This window comes from Actinoplanes sp. NPDC051861 (assembly GCF_040681145.1).
Taxonomy (GTDB): domain Bacteria; phylum Actinomycetota; class Actinomycetes; order Mycobacteriales; family Micromonosporaceae; genus Actinoplanes.
Window position 1 is genome coordinate 41,071 of the sequence record NZ_JBFAYE010000031.1, and the last position, 12,607, is coordinate 53,677.

Genomic DNA, 12,607 nt, shown 5'->3' on the forward strand with positions numbered 1-12,607 from the left:
TTGTGCGGATCACGATCAAGGTGCGCGTCATCGCCTCCATGGTGGTGATGCTGGTCGTCGCGATGGCCGCGGTCGTCACGTACATCACCAGCCGGAACGCGTCCGACGCTCGGGAGACCGGGTTCGCGTACGCCGACGAGGTGGCCAAGCACAACGCCGCCGAGATCGAGGAGACGCTGCTCGCCGGGCTGAGCACGGCACGGGACCTGGCCGGTGTGCTCGGTGCGGACGCGGCCACCGGTGCGACCCGGTCGGCCGCGAACGCGGAGATGCGGGCCCTGCTGGAGGCGCACCCCGACTATCTGGGGGTGTGGGCGGGGTGGGACCGCAACGCGTTCGACGGGCGCGACAACCGGCACCGCAACGCGGACGTACGGCACGACGCCACCGGCCGGTTCGTGCCGTACTGGTTCCGCGAGGGCGGCAAGATCAGCTCTTCGCCGCTGGTGGACTACGACAAGGCTGGGCCGGGCGACTACTACCTGGTGCCGCACGACAGCGGCAAGGAGAAGGTGATCGAGCCGTACCTCTACGCGGTGGGTGGCGTCGACACGCTGATCACCTCGATCGCGGCGCCGATCACCGTGAACGGGAAGGTCGTCGGTGTCGCGGGCATCGACATGTCGCTGGCCATGCTGCAGGGCCTGGTCGGCGAGGTGCGGCCGTTCGGCACCGGTACGGCGATCCTGCTCAGCACCGCCGGGCTGCTGGTGGCCGGCGGTGACGTGAGCAAGGCCGGGCAGGCGGTGCCGGAGGACGTCATCGCGCTGGCCGCCCGGTCCGCGCAGTCGGAGCAGGAGACCAGCCGGCGGGTGACCGACGACGGTGAGGAGACCCTCTGGATCGCCGCGCGGCTGCGGCTCGGCGCGGTGGACACGTGGTCGCTGGTGGTCACGGTGCCGACCGCGTCGGTCCTGGAGGCGGCGAACGCCACCGGCCGGCTCAGCATCGTGCTGACCCTGGTGGCCATGCTGGTCGCCGGGACCGTCGCGTTCTTCGTGGCCCGGACGATCGTGCGGCCCATCGAGCGGCTCCGCGACCGGATGGCCGAGATCGCCGACGGCGACGGTGACCTGACGCTGCGGGTCGACGCCGCCCGCGACGACGAGGCCGGTCAGCTGGCGGCCGCCTTCAACCGGTTCGTCGACAAGGTGGCCACCACGATCCGGGGCATCGCCGGGTCCACCGGCACGCTCGCGGCGGCGGCCCAGGAGCTCAACGAGGTCAGCGGGCGCCTGCAGTCCGGCGCCACCGGGGCCTCCGAGCAGGCCGGTTCGGCGAGCGCTGCGAGCGAACAGGTCAACGCCGGTGTGCAGGCGATCGCGGCGGGTGCCGAGCAGATGAGCGCGTCGATCGCCGAGATCTCCTCGAACGCCACCCAGGCGGCCCAGGTGGCGGCGCAGGCGGTGACCATCGCCGAGCGCACCAACGGGCAGGTCGCCGAACTCGGCGCGGCCAGCAACGAGATCGGCGAGGTGGTCCGGCTGATCACCAGCATCGCGGAGCAGACGAACCTGCTGGCCCTGAACGCGACCATCGAGGCGGCGCGGGCCGGTGAGCTGGGCAAGGGCTTCGCGGTGGTGGCGGGCGAGGTGAAGGAGCTGGCGCAGCAGACGGCTCAGGCGACCGAGCAGATCACCGCGCGGATCACCGCGATCCAGTCGTCCAGCGACTCGGCGGCGGCCGCGATCGGCGAGATCGCGCAGGTCATCACGCAGATCGGTGACTACACGACGACGATCGCGTCGGCGGTGGAGGAGCAGACGGCCACGACGGCGGAGATGAGCCGGACCGTCACGGACGCGGCGGCCAACAGCGGGGACGTCGCGCGTACGATCACCGGCGTTGCCCACGTGGCGGCCTCGACCGCCGACGGCGCCCGTACCACGCAGCAGGCCGCGGCGAATCTCTCCCAGCTGGCGGCTGATCTGACGAGCCTGGTCGGCGCGTTCCGCTACTGACCCGCCCGGACGCGGTGGACCTCGGTGACGGTGGCTTTCGACGCCAGCTGTTCCCCCACAGGCAACCCGTCAGCACGCCGCTTCGATGTCCGTTCATCTCCGCGTCTGGGTGGGTGGACGACTCGGTTGTTGCCGTTGCTGGCGGGACAGGGCTTTGCGGACCTCCGCCGCGACGGGGGTCGAGGCCATCGGCTCCCAGGCGGTAAACAATTTCCGGAAATATCCGATGTTGCGGCTGAGGATCTCGGGGGTCTGGTCGAAGACGTCCAGCTCATTGACAATGCTCAGGTCGACGAACGGGGTGAGCTGAGCATCGGTGAGCTTGTGGACGTCGCCGGTGAAGCGGTTGGTGACCTGCCTCGTCTCGGCGAGCCGCTCCCACGTCCGGTCCCGGTCGCACGCGCCGTAGAGGTAGACGAGCTCCTCGGCCGGAACACCGATCAGGTCACGCAGCCGGTCCCGGTCCTGCCAGAAGACCAGCGCCAGGTCGAAGCCGTCGGTGCTGTACGCCGCGTGGGTCAGCCCGGCCGCCTGCACGTCCTCGTCGTGGCCGAACCCGGCGAGCCGCTCCTGGACCCGGCACAGGTGGGCGAACAGCGTTCCGCCCGGGTGCCGGACCGTCTCGGTTCCACATTGCCTCAGCCATTCGCGCACGTCAGTCCCCATACCAGGCACCCTAGGAGCAGACGGCGCCAAAGCGCCGCCCCGGAGCGTGCGCTCTCGGTCACAATCGGTGCGTAACAGGCGGGGCGCCGCCGGACAGGTATGGGGTGTGAGGACACTGAAGCCCGACCGAGAGGCCCGGTTCCGGGCGCTCTACGCCGACACCTACGCCGACGTGCTGCGTTTCGCCCAGCGCCGCGTCCCGCAAAGTCACGCCGAGGACGTCGCCGCCGACGCGTTCCTGGTGGCCTGGCGCCGCCTGGAGGAGTCGCCGCGCCAGCCCGGCGACGTCCGGGCCTGGCTCTTCGGCATTGCCCGGCACTGCCTGCTCAACACCCGGCGCGGGCTGGGGCGGCAGGACGCCCTGGCGGTGCGCGTCGCGCTCGCCGGCATCGCGCCGCCCGAGACGCTCGAGGACGAGGCGGCGGCCGGCCGGCTCGACCTGGTCGCCGCGTGGCGGCAGCTGACACCCGGTGAGCAGGAGACGCTCGCCCTGACCGTCTTCGACGACCTGACCTCCCCTCAGGCGGCGCGTGTCCTGGGCATCACCGCCGCGTCCTACCGGCTGCGACTGCTGCGCGCCCGCCGCGCACTGCGCCGCCACCTCGCGCCGGTGCCCGAGTCGCCGGCCATCCTCGAGTTCCGGATGGAGAACCCGTCGTGAACCTCTCCGACCTGCGCGCCCTCGACGCCGCACAGCCACTGACCGACGCCGACCACGAGCGTGCCGCGGGCACCCTCGAGCGGATCCTGGCGACCGAAGCCGCTCCCGTCACCCGCCGGCCGCTGCGCCGCCCGCTCCTGATCGGTGCCGCCGCCCTCGGGGTCGCGGCGGTCGCCGCGGCCGCCGTCGTCCTTCCCGGCGGCCGCTCCTACGCCTCCTGGACGCCGGTGCCCGCCGCACTCACCGACGCCGAGGTCGCGCTGATCGGCCCGGTCTGCAAGAAGGACCTCGGCCGCGGCCCGTTCGACCTCTCCCGCGCGCGGATCGTCCTGGCCGAACGCCGCGGCGAGTACGCGGTCCTGCTCTACGTCAACGACAACCCGGACATCTCCGGCGCCTGCCTCGCCCACAACCTGCCCGGCTCGGACGACGTCGACGACGTGAACTGGGGCGCCGGCGGCAGCTCCGGCCCGATGGTCCGCCCGCCCGCCCGCGAGTACACCGAGGGCGCACTCGCCGACTTCGGCGACGCGTCGATCACCAACGGCACGGTCGGCGCGGACGTCACCGGCGTGACGGTCCACGCCGGTGAGTTCACCGTGGAGGCCACCGTCCGCGACGGCCGGTACGCGGCGTGGTGGCCGGGGCCGGCGATGGCGGGTGACGGCGCGGACGCATACGACATCATGACCTTCGACATCACCCTGCGCGACGGCACCGTGATCCGCGATGCCCGCGGCTGGCGCGGCAACTGACCGCCGGAGGTCAGGAGCAGTCGAAGCGGTAATCCACCGTGCGCTGCGGGCACGTCACACACATGAAGAGGTAGATGCCGCCGACGTCACCGAGCATCAGGCCGGCCGGGTTCTGGATCGGCTTGGACGGGTGGTCGTCGGCGGCGTCCCAGGTCCAGCCGGCCATCGCGGGCCGGTCCTCCACCGGGATCCAGCGCTTCTCGTCGCCGCGGCTGAACTCCCAGCTCGCCACCGTGAGCAGATGCTCCATCCGGGAACCGCACTCGCACACGGGCCAATGCGGGTTCTGGGTCCAGCCGGGGTAGCCGCCGATCTTCGTCCCGGAGGCGACGGACAGGTCGTTCTCGTAGGACTCACCGGTCGCCTCGTCCATGCGCGCGATCTCGTCCCACAGTTCGTCCGGCAGGTCCCACGACGGGTACTCCACCACGCGTTCCGGGTGCAGCACGCAGGGGTCCGGAAGGTGGCGCTCCTGCGCCTCCTCGTCCGGTGCCGGCGTCACGGCGAGCACCTCACCGATCTCCGACCGGCGACGCCAGCGCACCTGCGGCCGCGGCGAGGAGAACGGCTCGTGGTCGAACGGGCACCACAGCACCTGCAGCACGTCGGCATCGTCCGGGAACGGCAGTTCCGGCACGTCCTCGGCGAGGATCTGCAACACCGGCGCGAGCGGGACCTCCGCCTCGGCCGGCTCGTCGAAGTGGTCGTACCCCTTCGGGCCGTCGCACATCGGCCAGGGCTCGCCGGCCGGCCACAGCAGCGGCCCGCCCAGTGAGCTCTCCCCCGCGGCCGGGTCTCCGGGGCGCGGGTGCAGCCGCACGGTGGTCCGGGCGAGCGGGGCGAGGTCCGGCAACAGCGCGGCCACGTCGACCGGCGGGGAGGGAGTGGTACGCACGGCGAGAGCGTACGGGTTTGGCGCCCGCCGCCCCTGGAAAGGTCTTCGCGGGCGCCGATGGGATCGCTCCCACAACGCGCTACGCTCTTGATCCATCTCTGCGAGAGGACCGGCGTCGTGATGGCTCTGCTGCTCGACCTCGTCAACATCCTGGGTGGGCTGCTGCTCGCCGTTCCGCTGCTGCGGCAGTTGCCCGCGGTCGGTTACGAGATCGGTAGGTTCGCCGACCGGATCGGGCGGTGGGCCTGGCTGATCGGCGTGCTGGCGCTGGTGGCGGGCGGTTACTACCTGATCGTGCACCTCACCTCCGGGCCGCACCTGTTCCACTTCGAGGTGGTGGGCATCGGCGTCGGGCTGGCGCTGCTCTGGGACCGGATCACCGGTCGCAAGCCCGCGGACAGCGGCGACGGGCCGACGGGCCGGGCATTGCTCCTCGCGATCTTCGGGATCATCGCGATCGTCGTCGGCATCCAGGGGCTGTTCACGCCCAACTGAGCCCAAATCGACCACTGAGGCCGCGCGGCACGACGCTGCGCGGCCTTCTCGTTGTCCCTGCGAAGCCGGCCCTGAAAAGCCGGCACTGAAAAGCCGGCCCTGGCCTCGGCAGACATCGAAGTTTTAATATCTATGAACATTTTTCGCGTCCGAGCGTTCCCCGAAGGGATTCCCCATGCGCCGACGCTTTGCCCAGGTCAGCACCGTCCTCACCGCCTCCCTCCTGATCTCGGTGGCCGCAGCGACCACGAGCGAACCGGCCGCCACCGCCGCGTTCGCGACCAACGACTACTGCCTCGGCGAGTGCTCCGACATCCTGCCGCCGGGACAGAACGGCGACGCGGATCTCGCCCAGATCCTGGCTCACCAGGCGTTCGGCTCGATGCCGCCGAACTCCGACAACCAGCTCGCCCCGTACGCCAACCTGACCTACAGCTACACCGGCCTGACCCCGCAGCAGATCAACGGCTTCTTCAACGACGCCTCGTACGGTGTCGCCGCGAACGACGTCGCGAGCACGAAGACACCCCGCTCGGACGTCACGATCGTGCGCGACAGGAAGCTCGGCGTCCCGCACATCACCGGCACCACCCGCGCCGGGACGATGTTCGGCGCTGGTTACGCCGGAGCGCAGGACCGGCTGTTCCTGATGGACCTGATGCGCCACGTGGCCCGCGGCAGCCTCACGGGCTTCGCCGGTGGCGCCGAGGGCAACCGTGACCTGGAGCAGAGCGTCTGGCGCACCTCGCCGTACACCGAGGCCGACCTGCAGGCCCAGATCGACCGGCTGCGCGCTTCCGGTACGCGTGGCGCGCAGCTCTACGACGACGTCCAGCAGTACCTGGCCGGGATCAACAGGTACATCGACGACTGCATGGCGGCCCGCGACTGCCCCGGCGAGTACGTGCTCACCGGCCACCTCGACTCGGTCACCAACGCCGGCGGGCCGGAGGACTTCGTGGCCACCGATCTGATCGCGATCGGCGGGGTGATCGGCGGCCTGTTCGGCGGTGGCGGCGGCACCGAGATGCAGTCCGCGCTGGTGCGGATCGCGGCGCGGGCCAAGTACGGCGCCACGGCCGGCGACCAGGTGTGGCAGCAGTTCCGGGCGCAGAACGACCCGGAGGCGGTGCTCACGCTGCACAACGGACAGTCGTTCCCGTATGGCGGTGGCAACCCGGGTGCGTCCGGTGTCGCCATGCCGGAGAGCGCGACTCCCGAACCTCTGGTGTACGACCGGACGGGCTCGGCGGCCACCGGTGTCACCGGGCAGAGCCGGATCTCCCTGCGGATCAACAGCGCGCATCAGGGCATGTCGAACGCGGCCGTGGTCAGCGCGGCGCACTCCGCCACCGGGCACCCGGTCGCCGTCTTCGGGCCGCAGACCGGGTACTTCGCGCCCCAACTGCTGATGCTCCAGGAACTGCAGGGCCCGGGGATCAGCAGCCGGGGTGTCGCGTTCAGCGGGCTCAACCTCTACACGCTGCTCGGGCGCGGTCCCGACTACGCCTGGAGCGCCACCTCGTCGGTGCAGGACATCACCGACACGTACGCGGTCCGCCTCTGCAACCCCGACGGCAGCGCCGCCACCCTGACCTCGACGAGCTATCTGTATCGCGGGGTGTGCACGCCGTTCGAGAGCCTGACCCGGACGAACTCGTGGGCGCCCACGACGGCCGACTCCACCCCGGCCGGGTCGTATCGGCTCACTGTGCTGCGCAGCCGGTACGGCCTGGTCACCTGGCGCGGGCTGTCCGGCGGGGTCCCGGTCGCCTTCACCAGTCTGCGCTCGACGTACGGCTACGAGGCCGACTCCGCGATCGGCTTCCAGATGTTCAACGAGCCCGCGCAGATGGGCACGCCGGCCGCGTTCGCCAACTCGGCCTCGAACATCGTCTTCGCGTTCAACTGGTTCTACGTCAACTCGACCGACACCGCGATGTTCACCTCCGGCTCCGAGCCCGTGCGCCCCGCCACCGCCGATCCGAACCTGCCGGTCTGGGGTGAGGCCGCGAACGAGTGGACCGGTCTGCGTCCCGCCTCCGCGCACGTGCAGGCGGTCAACCAGGACTACTTCGTCAGCTGGAACAACAAGCAGGCGGCCGGTTACTCGGCGGCCGACGGCAACTTCAGCTTCAGCTCGGTGCACCGTGCCGACCTGCTCGACGTTCCGCTCAAGGCCGGCATCGCGGCCGGCACGAAATACGACCGGGCGTCGCTGCTGAAGGTCGTCCAGCAGGCCGGGCTCACCGATCTGCGCGGAAAGGAGGTGCTGCCGGTCCTGCTCCGGATGATCGACACCGCCACGGTCACCGACACCACCCAGGCCGCCGCGGTGGCCAAGCTGCGCACCTGGCTGTCCGGCGGGGCGTTGCGCAAGGAGACAAACACAAACAGCAAGGTGTACGCGGACGCCGACGCGATCCGCATCTTCGACGCCTGGTGGCCGCGCCTGGTCCAGGCACAGTTCGCGACCGGCATGGGCACCGGGCTGTTCGACGCGATGGTGGACACGTTGCAGATCAACGAGTCGCCCTCCGGCAAGCAGACCGGGCCGGTCTCCGATCTGCCGCACTCGGCGAACACCGCGCAGGGTCACAAGGGCTCCTCGTTCCAGTACGGCTGGTGGGGTTACGTCGACAAGGACCTGCGCGCGGTCCTCGGCGACACGGTCCCGAACTGGTCCACGAAGTACTGCGGCAACGGCTCGGTCAGCGCCTGCCGCAGCGCCCTGCTCACCAGCCTGTCGGCCGCGATCGCCGAACCGGCCGCCACCACGTATCCGGCCGACGAGCACTGTGCGGCCGGCAACCAGTGGTGTGCGGACGCGATCCTGCACTCGCCGCTCGGCGGGATCGGCCACGACCTGATCGCGTGGCAGAACCGGCCGACGTATCAGCAGGTCGTGTCGTTCCCGGCGAAGCGCGGGGACACCATCGCGAACCTGGCAGCCGGGAAGGCGGTCACGGCGTCCAGCACGCAGTCGGGGAACGGCGCGGCGAACGCGGTCGACGGCAACCCGTCCACCCGGTGGGCGAGCTCGTGGGCCGACGGGCAGTGGATCCGGGTCGATCTGGGTGCCGCCACGACGGTCGCGCGGATGACGTTGTCGTGGGAATCGGCGTACGCGTCGGCGTACCGTATAGAGACCTCGACCGATGGCAGCACCTGGACCCCGGCGATTGCCGTGACCGGAGGGAACGGCGGTGTGGACAACGTTGCCTTCCCCGCGGCAACCGCCCGCTATGTCCGCCTGGTCGGCGTCACCCGTGCGACCCAGTACGGCCTTTCCCTCTATGAGGTCGAACTGTATTCACGCTGATTCCTCCAGCAGCGCCCGCAAGGCCGGCTCGGCCTGCTCGAAATTCAATTCGGGCAGGCCGAGCAGGTCGCTGTAGACGACCGATTCCATCAGCCGCACGTAGAGGAACGCGCGCCGCCGCATCTCCTCCGGCTCGCCGGTGAGGCCGGACGCCGTGAATATCTCCAGCTGGGCGTCCACGGCCCGGTGGTGCACCTCGGTGGCCGACGTCAGCAGCACCCGCGCGGCGGTCTGCGGCTCGGCCGCGACGAACTGTTTCAACTGCTGGGCCGTGGACATCAGTTCGGCGAATTGGCGGGAGACCTCGATGACCCGTTCCGCCCCCGTTCCGCCCGCCTCACCGCCGGCCTCGGCGAGGAATATCCGGCCGATCGCCCAGAACACATCGCCGAGAAGCGCGTCGCGGCTGCCGACCGCCCGGTAGAGCGTGGCGCGGCTGATCGCCAATTCACTCGCGAGCAGATCCATGTCGATCGTTGAATGCTTCAGATAATGCATTGCCGCTCCGCGCAGCAACGCATCCGGTTCGATCACACGCCGGTTCGCTGGCAAGGGCACTCCCCAAGAATGAGCTCGCGTGTGGTGATACGTATCGCGGCCCCGGAAATATCAATCCGGCTCTTGACATCGATCCTCGGCTATGAATAGCTGGACGTCCACCGGTCGATGTTTACGTAAACACGAGAGGCGAGCCCATGTCCGTCCGCCTTGGCGTCCTCGCTGCCGTCGTCCTCGCGATGCTTCCCGCGCCGCCCGCTTCCGCGGCCGCCCCCGCCGCGGCCGCCGGTGTGACCGTGACGATCGATCCCTCCTACCAGCAGCCGGAGTTCCAAGGGTGGGGGACCAGCCTGGCCTGGATGGCCGAGGCCACCGGCGGCTACCCGGACGAGATCCGGGAACGCCTCGTCGACCTGGTGTTCGGCGAGGACGGGCTCAACCTCAACATCGCCCGCTTCAACATCGGCGGTGGCAACGCGCCGGCGGTCCGGCCCTACCTGCGGCCGGGCGGTGCGGTGCCGGGTTTCTGGAAGGCGCCACAGGAGTACGGGCCGCAGGACAAGGAGTGGTGGGACCCCGCCGACCCGGCACACTGGAACTTCGACGCGGACCCGGCGCAACGCTGGTGGGTCGACCAGGTCAAGGACCGGATCACGCGGTGGGAGGCGTTCAGCAACTCGCCGCCGTACTTCCAGACCGTCAGCGGGTACGTCAGCGGCGGCTTCGACGCGAACACCGACCAGATCCGGGCGGACCGGGTGGACGAGTTCGCGGATTACCTGGTGCGGGTCACCGAGCACCTGGAGGACGCGCACGCGATCACGTTCGACACGATCGATCCGCTCAACGAGCCGAACACCAACTACTGGCGTACGACGCTCGGCGCGGACGGGCAGCCCACCGGCGGGCGGCAGGAGGGGGCGCACGCGGGGCCGGCTCTGCAGGCGCAGGTCGTGACGGCGCTCAAGAACCGGCTGGCCACGGCGTCGACGGGCGCCCTCGTGTCAGCGCCGGACGAGACGAACCCGGGGACGTTCGTCACCGACTGGTACGGGTACCCGGCCGCCGCGCAGGCAGCGGTGTCGCAGTTGAACGTGCACGCGTACGGGACGGGGCAGCGGACGGCGGCGCGGGACGTGGCGAAGGCGGAGCGGCTGCCGTTGTGGATGAGCGAGGTGGAGGGCAGCTGGGGGAACGACTACACCAGCATGAACTCGGGCCTCGGGATGGCTCAGCGGATCATCGACGACATTCGGGAGCTGGAGCCGTCGGCGTGGGTGTTGTGGCAGCCGATCGAGGACGCGGACAACATGGTTGCCGAGGGGAATCTGCAGTGGGGGTCGATTCACGTATCCTTTGATTGCGATATTTCAGACACGCTCGAAACATGCCCTGTTCGAACTAACACCAAGTTCGACACGATTAGGAACTTCACCCATTACATCCACCCCGGCGATCGCATGGTGAAAGTCAGCGACACCGCGACGACTGCCGCGATTCGGGGGGACGGGACCGGGGCGACGGCCGTGCACGCCAATCAGACGGCGACCGACCGGGCCGTCACGCTGGATTTGTCGCATTTTTCGGAAATATCGCGAAAGGCGAGCGTCACGCCGGTGGTCACCAGCGCCGCCGGCAAGCTGGTCAAGGGCACGCCGGTGCGGATCAGCGGCAAGCAGGCCACGATCACGGTGCCCGCGCAGTCGGTCACCACGTTCCTCATCGACGGCGTGTCCGGCGCCGTGACGAGCGAGGGTCACACCTATCGGCTCGAGGGTGTGCAGAGCGGCCGCTCGCTCACCCCGTCGGACGGCGGCGCCGTGCTGCGGACGTCGGACCCGGCGGCGGCCGATCAACTGTGGACCCTGGACGCGCTCGGTGACGGTTTGAGCAACCGCGAACGGTACGTGATCGGCAACGCGGGCACCGGGCAGCGGCTCGCCGTGCGTGACGGGGCGGTGGTGGTCGAGGACGCCGTTTCCGCAGCTGACGAGGGTGCGCAGTGGGTGGTGTCGACGACCGGGGACGGCACCTGGACGCTGATCAACGTGGCGGCGCGGCGGCTCGTCGACGTGCCGGGGCAGGCCACGGCCGACGGGACGCGGGTGGGGCTGTACCAGCCGACATCGGGGTCCAACCAGCGGTGGGCGCTGCGGGACGAGACTCCGGTGCGTACCGAGGTGGTTTCGGCGTACACCGTGCCGCGTCGCGTGCCGGAGCTTCCCGCCACCGTGACCACCGTCCTGGCCGGCGGCGCCTCGCGTGCACTGCCGGTGACCTGGAAGCTGCCGCCCGAGCGGGTCTGGAAGTCGCCGGGCGTCGTCACCGTGCGTGGCACCGCGACGGACGTCCTCGGCAACCGGATCGCCGCTCGCGCGGAGGTCACGGTGGACGTGTTCACCTCGACCTCGCCCGGGCGGGCCAAGACCTTCCCCGGCGGCGCGCCGTCGCTGCCCGCAACCGTGACCGGTGCCGGCCGCCACGGTGGTAGCGCCGAACTGCCCGTGACCTGGGACGCGCTGCCGCCGTTCCCCTCGATCGGCGTCGTCACGGTGACCGGAACCGCCACGGTGGTGCCGGGCACGACCCTCCCGGCAACGGCCCGTGTGCAGGTCACCGAGCCGGCGTCGGGCAGCGCGATCGAATCCGGTACCACGGTCACGGCGACGTTCACCGAGGGCGGGTACTCGGCGGCCGGGCTGGTGAACGGCGACACGACCGACAAGGCCTGGTCGAACTGGAAGCCCAGCGACCGCAACGCCTCCGAGACACTCACCGTGACGCTCCCACGCTCACGGGACGTGACCGGTGTCGTCACGCACCTCTACCGTGACAGCGCCTCGGGTGGTGGCCTCCCCGCGTCGCTGCGGGTCGGCGTTCCCGCGGCCGACGGCACCTGCGCGGGTGGCACCGAGATCGCGGTGGGTACGGCGAGTCCGCTCGCGGTCCCTGCCGCGCTGACGGCCACCACCGACCGGATCTGCGTGGTGCTGACCCCGGTGCCGAACGGTTACCTGACAGTCGCCGAGATCGACGTCCTCGCCAAGGTCCCGGGCGTCTCCTCCGACGCCCACCTGGCCGCGATCGCCGTCAACGGCCGCCCACTTCCCGGCTTCGACCCCGACGTGACCGACTACCGGGTGAGGGCCCGCCCCAACGCCGTCGTCACCGCCACCGCCGCCGACCCGTACGCCACCGTCACCGTCACCGGCCACACCTCGACACGCACCATCACCGTCACCAGCGAGGACACCACCACAACCCACGTCTATCACCTCCACCTCCACTGAACCCCTCCCCCACCAAACCGCAGCGTGTGGAGTTCGGGCGCGCAGGTGGGCCGAACTCCACACA

9 protein-coding genes are annotated in these 12,607 nt (G+C 70.4%); 6 read left to right on the top strand and 3 right to left on the bottom strand.

What is annotated here, in order from left to right; genetic code table 11:
- The first annotated feature begins 2 nt into the window (after positions 1-2).
- On the top strand, positions 3-1,961 hold the full coding sequence (locus tag AB0M02_RS43605; RefSeq protein WP_364238402.1) for a methyl-accepting chemotaxis protein: 1,959 nt from the start codon (positions 3-5) through the stop codon (positions 1,959-1,961).
- Positions 1,962-2,054: 93 nt separating this feature from the next.
- On the opposite strand, the gene AB0M02_RS43610 is transcribed toward AB0M02_RS43605, so the two are convergent.
- Complete coding sequence (locus AB0M02_RS43610) at positions 2,055-2,627, bottom strand: DUF6817 domain-containing protein (protein WP_364238403.1); 573 nt, start codon at positions 2,625-2,627, stop codon at positions 2,055-2,057.
- Positions 2,628-2,733: 106 nt separating this feature from the next.
- Between AB0M02_RS43610 and AB0M02_RS43615 the strand changes: the two genes are divergently transcribed.
- A complete protein-coding gene (locus tag AB0M02_RS43615; protein WP_364238404.1) occupies positions 2,734-3,288 on the top strand; it encodes a sigma-70 family RNA polymerase sigma factor in 555 nt (184 codons plus the stop codon).
- The gene (locus tag AB0M02_RS43620) at positions 3,285-4,043 is read left to right on the top strand and encodes a hypothetical protein (RefSeq protein WP_364238405.1); all 759 of its coding nucleotides are present in this window, start codon (positions 3,285-3,287) and stop codon (positions 4,041-4,043) included. The genes AB0M02_RS43615 and AB0M02_RS43620 overlap by 4 nt, the downstream gene beginning before the upstream one ends.
- Positions 4,044-4,053: 10 nt before the next feature.
- On the opposite strand, the gene AB0M02_RS43625 is transcribed toward AB0M02_RS43620, so the two are convergent.
- Entirely contained in the window at positions 4,054-4,938 is an 885-nt protein-coding gene (locus AB0M02_RS43625; RefSeq protein WP_364238406.1) for a hypothetical protein, read from the bottom strand.
- 120 nt (positions 4,939-5,058) lie between these two features.
- On the opposite strand from AB0M02_RS43625, the gene AB0M02_RS43630 reads away from it, so the two are divergent.
- Positions 5,059-5,433, top strand: coding sequence for a hypothetical protein (locus AB0M02_RS43630; RefSeq protein WP_364238446.1), 375 nt, complete (start codon positions 5,059-5,061; stop codon positions 5,431-5,433).
- Positions 5,434-5,608: 175 nt separating this feature from the next.
- Entirely contained in the window at positions 5,609-8,755 is a 3,147-nt protein-coding gene (locus AB0M02_RS43635; RefSeq protein ID WP_364238407.1) for a penicillin acylase family protein, read from the top strand.
- Here the strand turns inward: AB0M02_RS43635 and AB0M02_RS43640 are convergent.
- Positions 8,747-9,289, bottom strand: coding sequence for a QsdR family transcriptional regulator (locus tag AB0M02_RS43640; protein ID WP_364238408.1), 543 nt, complete (start codon positions 9,287-9,289; stop codon positions 8,747-8,749). The genes AB0M02_RS43635 and AB0M02_RS43640 overlap by 9 nt on opposite strands.
- A gap of 161 nt (positions 9,290-9,450) precedes the next feature.
- Between AB0M02_RS43640 and AB0M02_RS43645 the strand changes: the two genes are divergently transcribed.
- Positions 9,451-12,543: a glycoside hydrolase gene (locus AB0M02_RS43645; RefSeq protein ID WP_364238409.1), complete on the top strand. Its 3,093-nt coding sequence runs from the start codon at positions 9,451-9,453 to the stop codon at positions 12,541-12,543.
- Positions 12,544-12,607 lie beyond the last annotated feature (64 nt).